Source organism: Streptomyces sp. NBC_00690 (assembly GCF_036226685.1).
GTDB lineage: Bacteria > Actinomycetota > Actinomycetes > Streptomycetales > Streptomycetaceae > Streptomyces.
On sequence record NZ_CP109009.1, the window covers coordinates 7,658,839 to 7,681,003 of the forward strand.

A 22,165-nucleotide genomic window follows, 5' to 3' on the forward strand; every position below is an offset into this window, starting at 1 on the left:
AGGCACATGGTGAACGACGACAGGCTGAGGGACTACCTCAAGCGCGTGACGGCGGACCTCCACCGGACCCGGCAGCGCCTGACCGAGGCAGAGGCCGCGGGCCGCGAACCGATCGCGGTCGTCGCGATGAGCTGCCGCTACCCGGGCGGGGTCCAGTCGCCGGAGGACCTGTGGCGGCTGGTCACCACCGGCACCGACGCGATCACAGGCTTCCCCGATGACCGCGGCTGGGACCTCGACCACCTGGACGATCCGGAGCAGCTGCGCAACGGCACCAGCTATGCCGTGCAGGGCGGCTTCCTCGACGGCGTGCAACGGTTCGACCCCGGGTTCTTCGGTATCTCCCCGCGCGAGGCGCTGGCGATGGACCCGCAGCAGCGGCTGCTCCTTGAGACCACCTGGGAGGCGTTCGAGCGGGCCGGCATCGACCCCGCCTCACTGCGCGGCAGCAGGACGGGCATCTTCGCGGGAGTGATGTACCAGGACTACGCGGTGCGGCTGCGCCAGGTCCCCGACGACGTGGCCGGCTACATCGGCAGCGGCAGCTCCGACAGCGTCGCCTCGGGCCGGGTCGCGTACACGTTCGGGCTCGAGGGCCCGGCAGTGAGCGTCGACACGGCCTGCTCGTCCTCGTTGGTCGCGATCCACCTCGCCGCGCAGGCGCTGCGGCAGGGCGACTGCACGCTGGCGCTTGCAGGGGGCGCCATGGTGATGTCGACGCCCGTCCCGTTCGTGGAGATGAGCCGGCAGGGCGGCCTGGCCAGGGACGGCCGCTGCAAGTCCTTCGCCGCATCCGCGGACGGCACCGGCTGGGGCGAGGGCGTGGGGATGCTGCTGCTTGAGCGGCTCTCCGACGCCCGCCGCCACGGGCATCCGGTGCTCGCCCTGATCCGCGGCAGCGCCGTCAACCAGGACGGCGCGAGCAGCAGGCTCACCGCCCCCAACGGCCCCGCGCAGCAGCGGGTGATCCGTCAGGCGCTGGCGAACGCCGGTCTCACCCCCGCCGAGGTGGACATGGTGGAGGCGCACGGCACCGGCACCCCGTTGGGCGACCCCATCGAGGCTCAGGCGCTGCTCGCCACCTACGGGCAGGGCAGGGCGGACGGACACCCACTGCTGCTGGGGTCGCTGAAGTCCAACATCGGACACACGCAGGCGGCAGCCGGCGTCGGCGGCGTCATCAAGGCCGTACTGGCCATGCGACACGGAACGGTCCCGCCGACCCTGCACGCTGATGAACCATCGCCGCAGATCGACTGGACCGCGGGCGCGGTACGCCTGGTCACCGAGAGCACTCCGTGGCCGGAGACCGGTCGCCCGCGCAGGGCAGCCGTGTCGTCGTTCGGAGTCAGCGGCACCAACGGGCACGTCGTACTGGAACAGGCCGACGACCCGGCCGAGCAGATCGCCGGTGCGGCGGAGGGGACCCCTCCCACTGCCGTTGCCGGGCCAGCCGTCCTGCCCTGGGTGCTCTCCGGCCGCACTGCCGAGGCGCTGCGCGCACAGGCCGCAAGACTCCTGGCACACCTGGACGATTGCCACCGGCCGGGTCCGGTGGAGATCGGGCACGCCCTGGCGACGGCCCGAGCCTCGCACGAACACCGGGCCGTCCTGATCGGCGCAGACTTGGACGAGTTCCGCAGCGGCCTCGACGCCCTGGCAGCGGACACCCCCGTCCCCGGCCTGGTGCGCGGCATCGCGGGATCGGGCGGCGAGGTCGCGCTGGTGTTCCCAGGACAGGGATCGCAGTGGGCCGGGATGGCGGTGGAACTACTGGACTCCGCGCCGGTCTTCGCCGCCCACCTGGCGGAGTGCGAGCGTGCGCTCGCGCCGTTCGTCGACTGGTCGTTGGAAGCCGTCCTGCGCGGCGCCCCCGGCACGCCCCCGCCGGAGCGGGTGGACGTGGTGCAGCCGGTGTTGTGGGCGGTGATGGTCTCGCTCGCGGAGCTGTGGCGCTCCTACGGTGTCATCCCGGGCGCGGTGGTCGGCCACTCGCAAGGAGAGATCGCCGCCGCCGCGGTGGCGGGAGCCCTCTCGCTGGACGATGCGGCGCGGGTGGTCGCGCTGCGCAGCCGGGCCATCCGGGCCCTGTCCGGCCGCGGCGGGATGGCCTCCGTGGCGTTGCCCGCCGCACAGGTCGACGAGTGGCTCGCCGAGTGGGACGGCAGACTGTCCGTCGCGGCGGTGAACGGCCCCGCGTCCACCGTGGTGTCCGGGGATGCGGATGCGCTGGAGGAGTTCCTCGGGCAGGCGACGTCCCGCCAGATACGCAGCAGACGGGTTCCGGTCGACTACGCCTCGCACAGCATCCACGTCGAGGACATTCACGCGGAACTGCTGACACGGCTGGCCGGGCTGACCCCACGTCGGTCCGAGATCCCGTTCTACTCCACGGTCAGCGGTGGCCTGCTCGACGACACATCCGTCCTTGACGCCGACTACTGGTACCGCAACCTCCGCGGGACCGTCCAGTTCGAACAGGCGACGAGGGCCCTGCTGGCGGACGGCTACCAGGTGCTGTTGGAGAGCAGCCCCCACCCGGTGCTCACCGTCGGTGTGCTGGAGACCGTCGAGGCCGCAGCCGCAGACGCCACAGCTGTCGGTTCGCTGCGCAGGGACGAGGGCGGACTGCGCAGGTTCACCGAGTCGCTCGCAGAACTGCATGTCCGCGGAGTGCCGTTGGACTGGGACGCCGTCTTCGTCGGCCGCCGACCCGGACCGGTGGAACTGCCCACCTACGCGTTCCAACGGGAGCAGTACTGGTTGGCGGACGGCGCCGAGCCCGTCGCCGATGTGACATCGGCGGGACTCGCCCCCGCGGACCATCCCCTGTTGGGCGCGGTCGTGGTGCTCGCCGACAGCGACGGGCTGTTGCTCACCGGTCGACTGTCCACCTCGACCCACCCGTGGCTCGCCGACCATGCAGTCCAGGGCAGCGTGCTGCTCCCGGGAACCGCCTTCCTGGAACTCGCCCTACAAGCCGGAGCCCGCGTCGGCTGCCCCCGGGTCGAGGAGTTCACCCTGGCAGCACCCCTGGTGCTGACCGAACACGGCGGGACGATGCTGCGCTTGGCCGTGGGCGCACCCGACAGGGAGGGGCGCCGCCCGCTGAGCCTGCACTCCCGCCCGGACACTCGGGGCGAGGAGGGCGCGGAGAGCGGCGAGTGGGTCCGGCACGCCGAGGGCGTGCTGGTCGAGGAGAGCGCACGGTCTGCCGCATTGGACTCCGAGGACACCGAGTTGACGCTCTGGCCGCCACCAGGCGCCGAACCGATCGCTGTCGACGGGCTGTACGAGCTCTTCGCGGAGGGCGGATTCGCCTACGGCCCCGGATTCCAGGGTCTGCGGGCGGCCTGGCAGCGGGGTGACGAGGTCTTCGCCGAAGCCGTCCTGCCCGATGGACCCGCACCCGACGCCGACCGCTTCGCCCTCCACCCGGCGCTGCTGGACGCGGCCCTGCACGCCACCGGACTACCCGGCACCGCCGGTGCGGACGAGCACCCCGGCGGACGGCTGCCGTTCTCCTGGAACGGTGTCACCCTGCACGCCACGGGGGCCGGCGCGATACGGGTCAAGCTCACCCCGGCGGGATCCGATGCGGTCTCGCTCCAGATTGCCGACCCGACCGGCCGCGCCGTGGCGACGGTGGACTCGCTGGTGCTCCGGCCCGCCGTCGTCGACCGGTTCGCCGCCGACCGCGGTGGTCGTGGCAGCCGCCATCGGGACCTGTTCGAGGTCGAGTGGACATCCGTACGCTCGCCCGGGGCCGGTGCGCCGGTGCACCTCACCACAGATCTGGATGCACTGATCGCCGAGGTCGACGCCGGGACTCCGGTGCCCGAGACGGTACTGCTGGACTGCGCGGAGCATGAGGACGCGGGCAACACGGCCGATGCGGTCCGTGCATCCGTGCACCAGGCCCTCGCAGATGTGCAGACCTGGCTCGCGGACGAGCGCTTCACCCGCTCCCGTCTGGTCTTCCGCACCCAAGGCGCGGTGAGCGCGGGGGCGGACGTCCGGAACCTGGCGCACAGCGCCGTCTGGGGCCTGGTCCGCTCGGCCCAGTCCGAGCACCCGGGGCGATTCGCACTGCTCGACATCGACCCCGGCGATGAGCCCGGCACCTCGGCCGGCGTCGCCGTGGCACTCGCTTCGGGAGAACCACAGTCGGCCGTGCGCGGCGAGGACGTACGCGTTCCGCGGCTGGCGGGGGTCGCGATGGGCGGGCCGGAGCGATCGGTCGCACCCGTGCGAGCACTGAACCCTGCCGGCACGGTCCTCATCACCGGAGGCACCGGGCTGCTTGGCTCCCATGTCGCCCGTCGTCTGGTCGCCGGGCACGGGGTCCGGCAGCTACTGCTGCTCTCCCGCAGCGGCCCGACCGCCGCGGGAGCCGAGGAGCTACGCACCGAACTCATCGAGCTGGGGGCCGAGGTCAGGATCGTCGCCTGCGACGCCGCCGACCGGGACGCCCTCGCGGCCGTGCTCGCGGAGCTGCCGCCCGAGCACCCGCTGACCGCAGTGATCCACACCGCCGGCAACCTCGACGACGGCGTCGTCACGGCACTCACCCCCGAGCGGGTGGACTGCGTCCTGCGCCCCAAGGTCGACGCGGCGCTCAACCTGCACGAGTTGACCCGCGATCTGGACCTCGCGGCCTTCGTCCTCTTCTCCTCGGCCGCAGGCACCTTCGGCGGCCCCGGACAGGCCAACTACGCCGCCGCCAATGCCTTCCTCGACGCGCTCGCCGAGCAACGCCGGGCCACCGGACGAGCCGGCCAGTCCCTCGCCTGGACCCTATGGGAGCAGCCCAGCACCCTGACCGGCCATCTGGACGAGGCCGAAGTACGACGCATCGCCCGTTCAGGGATGCCGCCGCTCACCACCGAGCAGGGGCTCGCGCTGTTCGACACCGCGTTCACCGTGGACAGGGCCGCCCTGGTGCCGATCCGCCTGGACATCATCGCCCTACGGTCCGCGGCGGCAGCCGGAACGTTGCCGCCGCTGCTGCGAGGTCTCGTACGGACACCGCTGAGGCGAGCGGCGACGGCCATGGACGCGGCGGTCGACGACAATGCCCTGCGTCAGCGCCTCGTGGTCCTCGACCCCGCCGGACAGATGCGGCTGCTGGTCGAGCTCGTCCGGACCCACGCGGCGGCGGTCCTCGGCCATGCGTCCCCGGACGTCCTGGATGCCGGCCGGGCATTTCGCGAACTCGGCTTTGACTCGCTGGCCTCGGTGGCACTGCGGAACCGTCTGAACGCCGCCACCGGCTTACGGCTTCCAGCGAGCCTGGTGTTCGACTACCCGACACCGACGACCCTGGCGGACTTCCTGCGGGACGGGCTGACGGACACTCAGTCGCACTCCGCCGTCGTTCCCGCAGCTCCGGCCGGCAGAGAGCTGGGCGGCGACGACGATCAGATCGCGATCGTCTCCGTGGCCTGCCGCTTTCCCGGTGGTGTCCGCTCGCCCGAGGACCTGTGGCGGATGCTGGCCGAGGGCCGCGACGGCATCTCCGAGTTCCCGACGGACCGGGGCTGGGGGCTGGACGAACTCTTTGATCCGAACCCCGACCACGCCGGCACCTCCATCACTAGGAACGGGGGATTCCTCTACGATGCGGCCGAGTTCGATGCCGAGTTCTTCGGGATCTCGCCGCGTGAGGCGTTGGCGATGGATCCGCAGCAGCGGCTGCTCCTTGAGACGACCTGGGAGCTGTTCGAGCGCGCGGCCATCGACCCGTCCACCCTGCGCGGTGCCCCCATCGGGACGTATGTCGGCCTGATGCAGCAGGACTACGCGGCCCGTCTGCTGCCTCGCATCCCCGACGAGGTCGAGGGATTCCTCGGCACCGGAAATTCGGGAAGCATCGTCTCCGGGCGGCTGGCCTACGTCTTCGGGCTTGAAGGGCCCGCGCTGACCGTGGACACGGCGTGCTCGTCGTCGTTGGTGGCGCTGCATCTGGCGGTGCGGGCGCTGCGGTCGGGCGAGTGCTCCATGGCGCTCGCCGGCGGTGTGAATGTGATGTGCAGCCCCGAACTGTTCGTGGAGTTCAGCCGACAGGGCGGTCTTGCGCCGGACGGTCGCTGCAAGTCCTTCGCGGCGGCTGCGGACGGCACCGGCTTCGGCGAGGGCGTGGGGATGTTGCTGGTGGAGCGGTTGTCGGATGCGCGGCGTCTTGGGCATCCGGTGTTGGCGGTGGTGCGTGGTTCGGCGGTGAATCAGGACGGCGCGAGCAACGGTCTGACGGCGCCGAATGGTCCGTCGCAGCAGCGGGTGATCCGGGCGGCGCTGGCGGATGCGGGTTTGGCGGCATCGGATGTGGATGTGGTGGAGGCGCACGGTACGGGTACGACGTTGGGTGATCCGATCGAGGCGCAGGCGCTGTTGGCGACGTACGGCCAGGACCGTTCGGCGGAACGTCCGGTGTGGATCGGGTCGTTGAAGTCGAATATCGGGCACACTTCGGCGGCTGCCGGTGTGGGCGGTGTGATCAAGTCGGTACTGGCGTTGCAGCACCAGGTGATGCCGAAGACATTGCATGTGGATGGTCCCACGCCGAATGTGGACTGGTCGGCCGGGGCAGGTCGGTTGCTGACGGAGGCCCGGGCATGGGATGACACGGGCCGTCCACGACGGGCCGGAGTGTCCTCCTTCGGAGTGAGCGGGACCAACGCACACGTCATCCTGGAACAGGCACCCGCTGCGGCCCCGGTCGACCGACCGTCGACGCCGGAGCGTGCGCCCGCCGCCCTGCCATGGCTGCTCTCCGCCCGGAGTCCTGAGGCCCTGCGGGACCAGGCGAAAGCGCTGTTGAGCGAGGTCGCTGGCGAGTCGGGGGTATCCGCGGGCGATGTGGCGTTCTCACTGGCCACGGGACGTGCGGTGCTGGGACATCGTGCGGTGGTGGTGGGGGCAGATCGTGGTGAGTTGTTGGCTGGTCTGGGGGCGTTGTCGCGGGGGGTTCCGGCGTCGGGGTTGGTGTGTGGTGGTGGGGTGGTGTCTGGTCGTTCGGTGTTGGTGTTTCCGGGGCAGGGGTCGCAGTGGGTGGGGATGGCTGGGGTGTTGTTGGATGAGTCGGTGGTGTTTGCGTCGCGGATGGCTGAGTGTGAGCGGGTGTTGGGGTCGTTGGTGGGGTGGTCGTTGTCGGGGGTTTTGCGTTCGGGTGGTTTGTTGGGTGGGGTGGAGGTGGTGCAGCCGGTGTTGTGGGCGGTGATGGTGTCGTTGGCGGAGGTGTGGCGGTCGTTTGGTGTGGTGGTGGATGGGGTGGTGGGTCATTCGCAGGGGGAGATTGCGGCTGCGTGTGTGGCGGGTGGTTTGTCGTTGGAGGATGGTGCGCGGGTGGTGGTGTTGCGGAGTCGTGCGGTGGGGGTGTTGGCGGGTCGGGGTGGTATGGCGTCGGTGTCGTTGTCGGTGGGTGTGGTGCGGGGTCGTCTTGTGGGGTGGGGTGGTCGGTTGTCGGTGGCGGCGGTGAATGGTCCGTTGTCGACGGTGGTGTCGGGTGATGTGGATGCGGTGGTGGAGTTGGTGGAGGGGTTGGTTCGTGAGGGGGTGCGGGCGCGTTTGATCGAGGTGGATTATGCGTCGCATTCGGCGCATGTGGAGGAGGTGCGGGAGCAGATTCTTGCTGATCTGGCGGGTATCGCTCCGGTGTCGGGTTCGGTGCCGTTCTTTTCGACGGTGACGGGTGGTTGGTTGGATACGGCTTCGTTGGATGCGGAGTATTGGTACCGGAATTTGCGTCAGACGGTGGAGTTTGAGCAGGCGACGCGGGGGTTGTTGGAGGAGGGTTTTCGGTTCTTCATTGAGCCGAGTCCGCATCCGGTGTTGTCGGTGGCTGTGGGGGAGTCGGTGGAGGCTGCTGGGGTGGATGCGGTGGTGTTGGGGACACTGCGGCGGGGTGAGGGCGGTCTGGAACGGCTCCTGCTCTCTGTGGGGCAGGCGTGGGAGAGCGGTCTTTCGGTGGACTGGTCCGGAGCGTTCGCGGGGACCGGCGCCCAACACGTCGAGCTTCCCACCTACCCCTTCCAACACCACCGCTACTGGCTCGACGTTCCGACCACGAGTTGGGATGTGGCCTCCGCAGGGCTCGCCACGACCGGACACCCATTGCTCGGTGCGGCGATGCAGGTTGCGGCTTCCGGTGAACTGCTCCTCAGCGGTCGGTTGTCAGTACGCACCCATCCCTGGCTGGCCGACCATGCGGTCTCGGGAGTCGTACTGTTCCCCGGCACCGCCTTCCTCGAACTCGCGCTGCGCGCGGCCGGCGAAGCGGACTGCCCGGTGGTGGAGGAACTCACCCTGCGATCGGCGCTCGTACTGCCGGCCGAGGGAGCCGTTCTCCTCCAAGTACGCGTCGGAGCGCCGGACGGCGACGGCCGCCGGGCCCTGAGCGTGTTCGCCCGCACCACACAGGACGACGACCGGCCATGGACCGAGCACGCCACCGGCACCCTGACGTCCCAACTCCCCGGGGTCGAAACAGGGGCCGGTCTGCTGAGCTGGCCACCGGCCGGTGCCGAGCCCGTGGACACCGACGACCTCTACGAACGCTTCGCCGAAGCCGGCTACCACTACGGCCCCGCCTTCCGCGGCATTCGCGCCGCGTGGCTCCGCGGGGGCGAGGTCTTCGCCGAGGTGGTGCTACCGCAACCGCAGCACGCCGACGCGGCCGGATGCGCCGTGCACCCCGCCCTTCTGGATGCCGCCCTCCAGACCGCCGCACTGCTGCCCGACCAGGATGGTCAGGCCCGGCTGCCCTTCAGTTGGACCGGTGTGACCAGCAGGACCACCGGAGCCACCACACTGCGCGTACGGCTCACCGCTGACGCCTCCGACACGGTGACCCTCTCCGTCCATGACCTGGCCGGTCAGCAGGTGCTCACCGTGGAGTCCCTGGTCCTGCGACCCCCTGCCCCCGACGGGCCGGTCTCCGCCGCCGCTCACGCCGATCTGCTGTTCCACCTCGACTGGACACCGGCCACCTCGTCCGTCGATTCCCCCGTGCCGACCTGGACCGCGCTCAGCGGTGCCGTCCCCGGCGTGGACACCTGGCGGGATCTCGACACGCTGGGGGACGCCCCGGGGTCAGGCAACCCCCTCCCCGACGTGGTCGTGGCGACGGTTCTCACCCCTGACCTCTCCGACACATCCGACCGGGTCCACGCCACTGCGCACACCTGCCTCGCCCTGATCCAGCAATGGCTGGACGACGAACGGTTCGTCGAGACGAAATTGGCCCTGCTCACCAAGGACGCGGTCCGTACTGGACCGGCGGACCGTCCGGTCGACCCCGCCCAGGCAGCTCTGTGGGGCCTGGTGCGAAGTGCTCAAGCCGAACACCCCGACCGCTTCGTACTCATCGACCTGGACAGGGTGGACACGGCGGCTGACGTACTGCCCGCCGCACTGGCCGGAGGCGAACCACAACTGGCCGTACGGGCAGGAGAGGCGCTCCTGCCCCGCCTCGCCCGCAACGGCCAGTCCGACGGAGTGCTGCCCCTGCCGCCGACCGACACCGCCTGGCGGCTCGCCACCGAAGGCGCGGGCTCCCTGGACGACGTAGCACTCGTTCCCGCTCCCACCGCCCTGGCCCCACTGGGCAAGGGCGAGGTCCGGATCGCGGTGCGCGCCGCCGGGCTGAACTTCCACGATGTCATCGCCGCCCTCGGACTGGACCCGGACCCCGAGCAACAGGGACTGGGCAGCGAGGGAGCCGGAACCGTCATCGAGGTCGGCCCCGGCGTGGACGACCTGGCGCCGGGAGACCGCGTGCTGGGGATCTTCGGGGGTGCCTTCGGCCCGGTCGCCGTCGCCGACCGCCGCACCATCGCCCGGATACCGTCCGGCTGGTCCTTCGCCCGCGCCGCGTCCGTGCCGGTGGTGTTCCTCACCGCCTACTACGGCCTCTTCGACCTGGGCGGACTGCGGCGCGGGGAGTCCGTGCTGATCCACGCCGCGGCCGGAGGTGTCGGCATGGCGGCGGTCCAACTCGCGCAACACGCCGGTGCGCAGGTGTTCGGCACCGCCAGCCCCGCCAAATGGGACGTACTGCATGCGAATGGACTGGACGACGCGCACATCGCTTCGACCCGCACCGTCGACTTCGCCGAGAGGTTCCTCGCAGCCACCGCCGGCCGGGGCGTGGACGTCGTCCTGGACAGTCTGGCGCGGGAGTTCGTCGACGCCGGCCTACGACTGCTGCCGAACGGCGGACGGTTCGTAGAACTGGGCAAGACCGACATCCGTGACCCGGAAGTGATCGCCCGACAGCACCCCGGTGTGCGATACCGGGCCTTCGACCTGATGGAGGCCGGGCCGCAGCGCATCGGCGAGATGCTGGCCGACGTCCTGGACCTGTTCGAACGGGGTGTGCTCCGCCCTCTTCCGGTCACCGGTTGGGACATCAGGCGAGCCCCGGCGGCACTGCGGTCGCTCAGCCAAGCCAGAGGCATCGGCAAGAACGTCCTGCTGCTCCCCGCTTCGCTCGACCCGCAAGGCACCGTCCTGGTCACCGGGGCCACCGGCACGCTGGGACGGCTACTGGCCCGACACCTCGTCGTCGCACACGGCACCCGGCATCTGCTGCTGGCCGGGCGCCGGGGCCGCTCCGCCGCCGGGATGCCGGAACTGGTGCAGGAGCTGACGGAACTCGGGGCCACCGTGGCGGTTGCCGCCTGTGACGTGGCCGACCGCGCCGCGCTCGCCGCCCTGCTCGTGGCAGTCCCCGACGCCCATCCGCTGACCGGTGTCATTCATGCGGCCGGTGTTCTGGACGACGCCACGATCACCAGTCTGACGCCCGACCAACTCGACCGCGTCCTGCGGCCCAAGGCCGACGCGGCGCTCGCCCTGCACGAGCTGACCCGGGACCTGGACCTTGCGGCCCTGGTGCTGTTCTCCTCGGGCGCCGCCCTGTTCGGCGCAGCCGGGCAGGCGAACTACGCCGCTGCCAACGCGGTCCTCGACGCCGTCGCCGTCGAACGCCAGGCAGCGGGACTGCCAGGTCTTTCCATCGGCTGGGGCCTGTGGGAGGAGCGCAGTGCAATGACCGCCGGGGTCTCCGGCGGCCGTGGCGCGAGGTCAGGTGCACTGACCTCGGCGGAAGGGCTCGCCCTGTTCGACGCGGCGTTGAGTTCTCCCCATGCCTACCGACTCGCGGCCCGGATCGACCCGTCCGTACTGCGCGCGAACGATCGGCTGCCGGCCGTACTGCGCGGCCTGGTCCGCCCGGCCCGCGCCACATCCGCCGCCCCCGCTTCACCGACACGCTCCCTGGCGCAGCAACTCGCCGCGCTCCCCGAAGCCGAGCTGTACCGGACCCTGCTCGACCTGGTACGTGGCAATGCGGCTGCGGTGCTCGGACACAGTTCCCCGGACCTGATCCGGGCGGCCCGTCCGTTCAAGGAGATCGGCTTCGACTCCCTCACCGGGGTCGAACTGCGCAACCGGTTGGTGTCCGCGACCGGGCTGCGGCTATCGGCGGCGCTCGTCTTCGACCACCCCACGCCGCAGGCGCTGGCAGCCCATCTTGCGGCCCGTACCGCCGCCGGACGCCCGGCGCCCGAGACGGCGGTCAAGGCCGGACTCGACAGCCTGGAAGCACTGTTGGACGCGATGCCTCCGGACGGTGTCAGCGACGAGTTGGCCGCCCGTCTGCAGGAGGTGTTGTCACGCTGGCAGCCAGGCGGATCGCCCCTCCCCACCGCGGTTGCGGGCGGTGCGGACGACCTGGCCCCCGACCGGATCGAGTCGGCGAGCGACGACGAGGTCTTCGACTACATCGACCGGCAGTTGGGACTCACATGACCCCGGGACCGATCTTCGCTGCCCCAGCATCCCGAGACGAGAACGGCGGTGTCCTGTGAGCGACCAGAAGCTGCGCGACTACCTCAACCGGGTGACGATCGACCTCCAGAACACTCGGCAGCGGCTCAGGGAGGCCGTGGCCAGCAGCCATGAGCCGATCGCGATCGTGTCGATGAGCTGCCGCTTCCCCGGTGGCGTCCACACGCCCGATGAGCTGTGGGAGCTGCTCGTCGCAGGCCGCGACACCATCACAGCCGTCCCCGACGACCGCGGCTGGCAGGCCGCCTGGCCGGCCGGTGGAGATGTCCCCGGCCAAGGGGCGTTCATCGACGGCGCGGGCGACTTCGACCCGGAGTTCTTCGGCATCTCGCCCCGCGAGGCGGTGGCGATGGACCCACAACAGCGACTGCTGCTCATGGCGTCCTGGGAGGCGGTCGAGCAGGCCGGCATCGATCCGCTCACCCTGCGGGGCAGCCGAACAGGAGTGTTCGCCGCGGCCATCGACCAGGGCTACGCGACCCTGGGCGCAACCGCATCGGAAGCCGTCCAGGGCTTCTTGATGACGGGCAACTCGATGAGCGTGATGTCCGGACGGGTGTCCTACGCGCTCGGTCTCGAAGGCCCCGCCGTCACAGTGGACACCGCATGCTCGGCGTCACTGGTGGCACTGCACCTCGCGGCGCGGGCCCTGCGCGCGGGCGACTGCTCGCTCGCGCTCGCCGGCGGAGTCAGTGTGATGGCGCTGCCCGCCGTGTTCGTGGAGTTCAGCCGACAGGGCGCGATGTCCGCCGATGGCCGCTGCAAGCCCTTCGCAGCCGCTGCGGACGGCACCGGCTGGGGCGAAGGCGTGGGGATGCTCCTCCTGGAGCGGCTCTCGGACGCCCGCCGCAACGGCCGTCAGGTGCTCGCCGTACTGCGCGGATCGGCGATGAACCAGGACGGTGCCAGCAATGGACTGACCGCCCCCAACGGACCGTCCCAGCAGAGGGTGATCCGGGCGGCGCTCGCCGACGCGGGCCTGACGACCGGGGACGTGGACGCGGTGGAGGCCCACGGCACGGGCACCACCCTCGGCGATCCGATCGAGGCCGACGCCCTGCTGGCCACCTACGGCCAGGACCGCCCCGCCGACCGGCCGCTCTGGTTGGGGTCGCTGAAGTCCAACATCGGGCACACCCAGGCCGCAGCAGGGGTCGCCGGGGTCATCAAGACGGTGCTCGCACTGCGGCACGGCGTCCTGCCCCGCACCCTGCACGTGGACGAACCCACCCCGCACGCGGACTGGGCCTCCGGGTCCGTCGAGCTGCTCACCGAGGCCCGTGACTGGCCCGCAACCGACAGGCCCCGCCGGGCCGGTGTGTCCTCGTTCGGGATGAGCGGCACCAATGCACACGTCGTCCTGGAGCAGGCGCCAGAGCCGGATGCGGCGGTCGAGTCGAGTACGGGGCCCGAGCCGCTGACGGAGTCCGGACAGACGTCCGTGCCGGTGCTGCCCTGGGTCCTGTCCGGCCGCACCCCGTCCGCGCTCAGGGACCAGGCGGTCAGGCTGGGAGCCCATCTCGCCTCGGACACTTCCGTACGACCGCTCGACGTCGCGTTCTCGCTGGCCACCGCCCGCTCCGCCTTCGAACACCGATCGGTGGTCATCGGCGGCGGACGCCCCGCCCTGCTGGACGGGCTCGCCACCGTGTCCACGGGAGACGCCGACGTCCTCGCCGGCGTACCTGGTGGAGCCGACGTCGTGTCAGGCAACGGGCGGGTCGTCGAGGGCCGGACAGCACTGGTGTTTCCCGGTCAGGGCTCGCAGTGGGTCGGCATGGCGCGGGACCTGCTCGCGACCAGCCCCGTCTTCCGGGACCGGATAACCGCATGCGGCACCGCTCTGTCCGCCCATGTCGACTGGCCGCTCCTCGCCGTCCTGGAGGACGAGCCGGACGCACCCTCGCTGGAGCGGGTGGACGTGGTGCAGCCGGTGTTGTGGGCGGTGATGGTGTCGTTGGCCGCGCTCTGGGAGTCCTGGGGCGTCCGGCCGGACGCCGTGGTGGGCCACAGCCAGGGAGAGATCGCCGCCGCCGTCGTGGCGGGGGCGCTGACGCTGGAGGACGGGGCCAAGGTCGTCGCCCTGCGCAGTCGGGCCATCCGGGCCCTGGCCGGCCTCGGCGGCATGGCCGCGGTGTCCCTGCCCGAGGACCGGGTCGAAGCCGAGATCGCCCCATGGGCGGAGCGGCTGTCGGTCGCCGCAGTCAACGGGCCGGCCGCAGTGGTGGTCTCCGGAGAGGCGGCGGCCCTCGCCGAACTCCTCGCCCGCTGTGAGTCGAACGGTGTGCGGGCCAGAGCGGTGCCCGTGGACTACGCCTCGCACTCGGTCCAGGTCGAGCGGATCAGGACGGAGGTGCTGGCCGCCCTGGCGGACGTACAAGCGGTCGCGAGCCGGGTGCCCCTGTACTCCACCGTCACCGGGGACTGGCTGGACACCACGGTCATGGACGCCGACTACTGGTACCGGAACCTCCGGCAGACCGTCCGGTTCGAGCCGGCCGTCCGCTCCCTGGTCGAGCAGGGCTACGAGGTGTTCCTGGAGGTCTCGCCGCACCTCGTGCTCACCATGGCCCTCCAGGACACCGTCGAGGACGTCGGCAACGGAGACAGTGCGGTGGTCGTCGGCACCCTGCGCCGGGACGACGGCACCCTGCGCCGGGCGCTGACCTCGGCCGCCGAGCTCTGGGTGTCGGGTGCGGCGGTCGACTGGGCCGCGGTCTTCGCCGACTCCGATGCCCGTGCGACGGACCTGCCCGGATACCCCTTCCAACTACAGCGCTACTGGCTGGAGTCCGAGGCGCCGGGGGGCTCGGAGGCGACCGGCGCCGACCCGCACGAACCGGCGTTCTGGAACATGGTCGAGCACGACACCCCTGCCGAGGTCGCCGCCCGTCTGCGCGTCGACGAGGACACGCTCGATCGAGTGCTGCCGGCCCTGCGCGGCTGGCGGAAGCAGCAACAGGACGAGGCCGTCATCGACTCCTGGCGCTACCGCATCGGTTGGCAGCCGCTGCCCGAACCGACGGTGGCCTCTGCCACCGGGACCTGGCTGGTGGTGTCGCCCACCGGATACGGGTCCGACGAACGGGTCCGCGGCCCGGTCCTGGCCCTCACCGAACTGGGCGTCGCGGTCGAAACGGTCGAACTCACGCCGGGTGATCTCCCACGCGAGGAACTCGCGGACACGCTCACCGCCGCCCTCGACGGCCGTCTTCCGGCGGGAGTGCTGTCGTTGCTCGCCGTGGACGGCCGGCCGCACCCCGATCACCCCGGACTGCCCACGGGAACGGCGCTGACCGTCGCCCTCCTACAGGCACTAGGCGACCTCGGCCTTGCCGCACCGCTCTGGTGCGTCACCAGCGGAGCCGTGTCGAGTGGCGCCGACGATCCGGTCACCGACCCGGCCCAAGCCCTGATCTGGGGTACCGGGCTGGTGGCGGCGCTGGAGATGTCCGGGCGCTGGGGCGGACTCATCGACCTGCCGGCCGAACTCGACGCACGCGCCAGGGCCCGACTGGGCGCCGTGCTGACGGCCTCCCGAGGCGGAGACGGCACCGACGGTGTGGGCGACGAGGACCAACTCGCGCTGCGCGCCTCCGGCCTCCTCGCCCGCCGGCTGAACCACGCACCCAGGATCGGCAGCCCTACGGAGAGTTGGAAACCCCGAGGCACGGTGCTGCTCACCGGTGGCACCGGGGCCGTCGGCCCGTACATCGCCCGCTGGTTGGCCCGGAGCGGCGCAACCCATCTCGTCCTGCCGGGCCGCCGTGGCGCCGAGGCACCCGGCGCGACGGAACTCGCGGCGGAGCTGGGCGAACTCGGTGCACGGCTGTCCCTGCCGGTCTGCGACCTGTCGGACCGCGACGCGGTGGAGGCACTGCTGACCGGCCTGGAAGAATCCGGCAGCCCGGTCACGGCGGTCGTCCACGCAGCCGCGTTCATCGCGCTCGCGCCGCTGGACACCACACCGATGTCCGCGTTCGAACAGATCGTCGCAGCCAAGGCCGCCGGGGCCGGACACCTCGATGCCCTGCTCGATCGAGAACTGGACGCCTTCGTCCTGTTCTCCTCGATCGCCGGGGTCTGGGGCAGCGGCAACCACGGCGCCTACGCGGCGGCCAACGCCTACCTGGACGCCCTGGCCCAGCACCGCCGGGCACGCGGCCTGACCGCCACCGTCGTGGACTGGGGCGTCTGGCAGGCCGAGAACCCTTGGCAGGCCCGCACCGCCGGCGATGACGCCGACCTGTTCAAGCTGGAGCAGCACGGCCTGCCCCGGATCTCCCCCGACCTTGCCGTCAGCGCCCTGCAACAGGTACTGGACGACGACGAGACCATGATCGCCGTCGCCGACGTCGACTGGGAGCAGTTCGCGGCGGTGTTCACCTCCACCCGCCCCAGCCCCCTGCTGACCGGAATCCCCGAGGCCCGTCGCGCCCTGGAACGGCCGACCGGCGACAACGGCGCCGATGCGCCCGCCGCGACGGTGTTGCGCGGACGGTTGGCCGCGCTGGGGGAGGTCGAGCAGCAACGCCTGCTGCTCGACCTGGTCCGCACCCATGCGGCTGCCGTACTCGGCCACACCACGGTGGACGCGATCCGGCCGGGCAAGGCGTTCCAGGACATGGGCTTCGCCTCGCTCACCGCCGTGGAACTGCGCAACCGCCTGAACACCGCCACGGGTCTTCGGCTGCCGTCCACCCTGGTTTTCGACCACCCGTCATCGACGGCGCTCGCGGGAGAGATCCGTACGCAACTCCTGGGCCGACAGCCCGCCGGGACAGAACCCTCCCCCCAGGCCGCGGCAGCGCATGACACGGTCGTCACCGACGATGAGCCGATCGCGATCGTGTCCATGGCCTGCCGCTTCCCGGGCGGGATCGGCACCCCCGAGGACCTGTGGCGACTGCTCGCCGAGGGCGGCGACGCCGTCTCGGAGTTCCCCACGGACCGAGGCTGGGACCTCGCGGCTCTCTACGACCCCGATCCCGACAGCCCCGGCACCGCCACCGCCCGGCACGGCGGCTTCCTGCACGATGCAGCCGAGTTCGACGCGGAGTTCTTCGGGATCTCGCCGCGTGAGGCGTTGGCGATGGATCCCCAGCAGCGGCTGCTCCTTGAGACGAGCTGGGAGGCGATCGAACGCGCGGCCATCGACCCGGTGACGCTGCGAGGCAGCCGTACGGGGGTGTTCACCGGCGTCAACTATGCGGACTACGCCGCCGTGGTCGCGCAGTCGGACGAAGGGGACGGCCATCTGCTCACGGGCAGCGCGCCCAGCGTGGTCTCCGGTCGGGTGGCCTACACCCTGGGCCTCGAAGGTCCTGCGGTGACCGTCGACACGGCCTGCTCCTCCTCACTGGTCGCGATGCACCTCGCAGGTCAGGCACTGCGCGGCGGCGACTGTTCGCTGGCGTTGGTCGGCGGTGTCGCGGTGATGGCAACCCCCGGCGCCATCGTCAGCTTCTCCCGCCAGCGAGGACTGGCCGAGGACGGGCGCTGCAAGGCGTTCTCCGACGACGCCGACGGGATGGGCATGGGCGAGGGGGCGGGCGTCGTACTGCTGGAACGTCTCTCGGATGCGCGGCGTCTTGGGCATCCGGTGTTGGCGGTGGTCCGTGGTTCGGCGGTGAATCAGGACGGCGCGAGCAACGGTCTCTCCGCGCCGAATGGTCCGTCGCAGCAGCGGGTGATCCGGGCGGCGTTGGCGGATGCGGGTTTGGTGGCGTCGGATGTGGATGTGGTGGAGGCGCACGGTACGGGTACGACGTTGGGTGATCCGATCGAGGCGCAGGCGCTGCTGGCGACGTACGGCCAGGACCGTTTGGCGGATCGACCGCTGCTCGTCGGCTCGCTCAAGTCCAATCTCGGTCACTCCCAGGCGGCGTCAGGTGTGGCGGGCGTGATCAAGACCGTGCTGGCGATGCGGCACGGGCAGGTGCCCGGCACCCTGCACGTCGGCAAACCGTCCAGCCATGTCGACTGGACCCGCGGATCTCTATCCCTCGCAACCGAGTTGCAGCCCTGGCCGCACAACGACCGCCCGTTTCGGGCAGGAGTGTCGTCCTTCGGCCTGAGCGGGACCAACGTCCACACGATCCTTGAGCAGGCGGCCCCGGTGGATGAGGTGTCGGCGCCCGAAAGGGGCACCGGTGCCACCGCGGTGCCCTGGCTGCTCTCCGCGAGGAGCCCGCAGGCCCTGCGCGACCAGGCCGACCGCTTGAGCCGCCACTTGGACAGCAGGCCAGGGCTGGACCCGCGCGACATCGGACTCTCCCTGAATGCACGCACCGCTTTCGACCAGCGAAAGGTACTGGTAGGGAACGAGCACGAGTTGCGATCCCTCCTGCGCAAACTCGCTGACGACGACTCAGAAATGCTCGCCGAGGGCGAGGAGCGCACCTCCGACGGTCGTTCGGTGTTGGTGTTTCCGGGGCAGGGGTCGCAGTGGGTGGGGATGGCTGGGGTGTTGTTGGATGAGTCGGTGGTGTTTGCGTCGCGGATGGCTGAGTGTGAGCGGGTGTTGGGGTCGTTGGTGGGGTGGTCGTTGTCGGGGGTTTTGCGTTCGGGTGGTTCGTTGGGTGGGGTGGAGGTGGTGCAGCCGGTGTTGTGGGCGGTGATGGTGTCGTTGGCGGAGGTGTGGCGGTCGTTTGGTGTGGTGGTGGATGGGGTGGTGGGTCATTCGCAGGGGGAGATTGCGGCTGCGTGTGTGGCGGGTGGTTTGTCGTTGGAGGATGGTGCGCGGGTGGTGGTGTTGCGGAGTCGTGCGGTGGGGGTGTTGGCGGGTCGGGGTGGTATGGCGTCGGTGTCGTTGTCGGTGGGTGTGGTGCGGGGTCGTCTTGTGGGGTGGGGTGGTCGGTTGTCGGTGGCGGCGGTGAATGGTCCGTTGTCGACGGTGGTGTCGGGTGATGTGGATGCGGTGGTGGAGTTGGTGGAGGGGTTGGTTCGTGAGGGGGTGCGGGCGCGTTTGATCGAGGTGGATTACGCCTCGCATTCGGCGCATGTGGAGGAGGTGCGGGAGCAGATTCTTGCTGATCTGGCGGGTATCGCTCCGGTGTCGGGTTCGGTGCCGTTCTTTTCGACGGTGACGGGTGGTTGGTTGGATACGGCTTCGTTGGATGCGGAGTATTGGTACCGGAATTTGCGTCAGACGGTGGAGTTTGAGCAGGCGACGCGGGGGTTGTTGGAGGAGGGTTTTCGGTTCTTCATTGAGCCGAGTCCGCATCCGGTGTTGTCGGTGGCTGTGGGGGAGTCGGTGGAGGCTGCTGGGGTGGATGCGGTGGTGTTGGGGACACTGCGGCGGGGTGAGGGCGGTCTGGAACGGCTCCTGCTCTCTGTGGGGCAGGCGTGGGAGAGCGGTCTTTCGGTGGACTGGTCCGGAGCGTTCGCGGGGACCGGCGCCCAACACGTCGAGCTTCCCACCTACCCCTTCCAACACCACCGCTACTGGCCCGAGTCGGCGAACACGGCATCGGCCGATGTGGGGGCGGCCGGACTCGACTCCGCCGACCACCCCATCCTCGGAGCGGCGATCGAGGTGGCGGAGACGGGTGAGCTGCTGCTCACCGGGCGGTTGTCACTGCGCACGCACCCCTGGCTCGCGGACCACGCCGTGGCCGGAACGGTCCTGCTCCCCGGCGCGGCCTTCGTGGAACTGGCGGTACGTGCTGCGGACGAGGTCGGTCACCACACGGTCGAGGAGCTGACGCTCCAGGCACCGCTGTTGATCCCCGCTGACGGTGCGGTCCGACTGCAAGTGCGGGTCGGCGCCGCCGACGAACAAGGAAGGCGCTCCCTGGACCTGTTCTCCTGCCGAGAGGACGCAGCGGCACCGCTCTGGACCGCGCATGCGACCGGCGGGCTCGCTGCCGCCCTGACGACGGAGAATCCGCAGCCCGCCCCCGTACCCGGCGATGCCAGTTCCTGGCCCCCGCCCGGTGCCGTCCCGATCCCCGTCGATGACCTGTACGAGCGTTTCCACGCCTTTGGCTACGGCTACGGACCCGTCTTCCAAGGGCTCACCGCCGCCTGGCGTCGCGGAGACGATGTCTTCACCGAGGTGCGACTGCCACAGGAACAACATCGGTCCGCTGCCGCCTTCGGTCTGCATCCCGCCCTCCTGGACGCAGCGCTCCAGGGACTGTTCCTGGGCACGAGCACGGAAGAAGACCCACAGCAGGGCCGGGCATCCGCTGGACTGCCCTTCTCCTGGAGCGGTGTCAGACTCCATGCCTCCGGTGCCACCGCACTACGGGTACGACTGGGCTTCGGGTCGGACGGCTCGGTGGCGATCGATGCGACCGATCCGGCCGGCCTCCCGGTCGTGTCGGTCGAGGCGTTCGTCGTGCGGCCCATCGATCTCGACGTGCTCCGACAAGGAGCCGGTCCGGAGTCCCTCTACCGCGTGGAATGGTCCGCAGCGCCGATCGGTGCGCCCGCCGATCCCCTCGGCCCCTGGGCGGTCATCGGCGGCCAAGAGCTGTTTCCCGACAGCCACCCGGATCTCTCTGCGCTCCGCACTGCGGTGGACCGGGGAATGCCGCTGCCCACCACTGTACTGGTGTGGTGCGACCACGCCGCAGAACACCCGGCCGCCCTCGATGCCGCATCCGTACACACAGCACTGGACGACGCCCTGCGGCTCATCCAGGAGTGGCTGGCCGACTCTCGTTGGGACGACGACACCCGCCTCGTGCTCCTCACCCGTGGCGCGGTCTCCACGGACATCGGCGAAGGGGTCGCCGACCTCACGGGAGCCGCAGTCCGCGGCCTTCTACGCTCCGCCCAGTCCGAGCATCCAGGGCGCTTCCTTCTGATCGACACGGATGCCCCGGCCGCCGTGATCGGCCTGCTGCCCGCTGCTCTGGCGGCATCGGAACCGCAACTGGCGATACGTCAGGGAAGGCTCCTCGCCCCTCGGCTCACCGGTGTGACCGTCTCCGCGGACACGCCCCCGAAGCTGCCGGACATCGCCGAAACCGGGGGAACCGTCCTGGTCACCGGGGCCGGCGGGGCGATCGGAGGGTTGGTGTCACGTCATCTCGTCGCCGTGCACGGGATACGCAGCCTGCTGCTGGTCGGCAGACGAGGTGCCAAGACCCCGGGGCTCCTGGACCTGGCGGCCGAACTCCGTCGCCTCGGCGCCCTGGTGACCGTTGCCGCCTGCGACGTCGCGGACCGGGGAGCCCTCGCCACCCTGCTCGCCGACATCCCCGGGGACCGTCCGCTCAGCGCGGTCATCCACGCGGCCGGTGTCCTGGACGACGGGGTCGTCGAATCGCTGACCTCAGAGCAGATGCACCACGTGCTCCGCCCCAAGGTTGACGCAGCCCTGAACCTCCACGCACTCACCCACGACCTGCCGTTGTCGGCGTTCGTCCTGTTCTCCTCAGCGTCCGCCACGGTCGGCAACGCCGGACAGGGCAACTATGCGGCGGCCAACGCCTTCCTCGATGCGCTCGCCCAGCAGCGCCGCGCACAACACCTGCCCGCGCAGTCGCTGGCCTGGGGTCTGTGGGCCCAACGCAGCACCATGACCGGGGCTCTCGCCGACGCTGACCTGCGGCGGATGGTCGGGGGCGGCACCGCTGCGTTGAGCAACGACGATGGCCTGGCACTCTTCGATGCGGCGCTCGCCCTCGACGACCCGCTCCTCGTCCCGGTAAGGATCGACCTCAACCGTCTGCGGACCGCTGCACGAACGGCACCCGTCCCGGCCCTGCTCTCCCGCCTCGTCCCCCGCAGCGCACGCCGCCCGGCCTCCGGGACGGACGCAGCCGAGGCGGGCTCGCTGCGCCGCCGACTGGCCGGACTCGGACCGGAGGCACGAGTCGCCACAGTGCTCGAACTGGTACGGAGGCGCGTCGCGGACGTGCTCGGTCACGGCAGTGTCGAAACCGTCGACCCACAGCAGGCGTTCAAAGACCTCGGCTTCGACTCGCTCACCTCGGTTGAACTCCGCAACCGGCTGAACGCGGCCACCGGTCAACGGCTGCCCGCGACCCTGGTCTTCGACCATCCCACCCCTGTCGCGGTCGCCGCCTATCTGACCGGGCGACTCGTGCCGGGCGAGGCCGCCGCCACGGGCAGAGCCCACCCCGTAAACCGGGTGGACCGACGGGATCCCGGGGATGGGGAGATACGTTCCCTGCTCGCCACGATCCCGCCCTCCGAGCTGCGCCGGGCCGGGCTGCTCGACGCGATCCTGCGGCTCGTCGACCGGCCGGGGGCGCCGCCGCTCCCCGCCGACGACATCATCGGCATGGATGTCGGAGACCTGGTCCGGATGGCGCTGGGTGGCGAACGTGACTGACCA

General features: G+C 70.8%; 2 protein-coding genes. Both read left to right on the forward strand.

Annotation, left to right across the window (positions count from 1 at the left end; translation table 11 throughout):
* Positions 1 to 9: 9 nt before the first annotated feature.
* Positions 10 to 11,811, forward strand: coding sequence for an SDR family NAD(P)-dependent oxidoreductase (locus OID54_RS33075; protein ID WP_443055811.1), 11,802 nt, complete (start codon positions 10 to 12; stop codon positions 11,809 to 11,811).
* A 55-nt stretch (positions 11,812 to 11,866) separates the two neighbouring features.
* Positions 11,867 to 22,162: a type I polyketide synthase gene (locus OID54_RS33080; RefSeq protein WP_329025628.1), complete on the forward strand. Its 10,296-nt coding sequence runs from the start codon at positions 11,867 to 11,869 to the stop codon at positions 22,160 to 22,162.
* Positions 22,163 to 22,165: the final 3 nt, after the last annotated feature.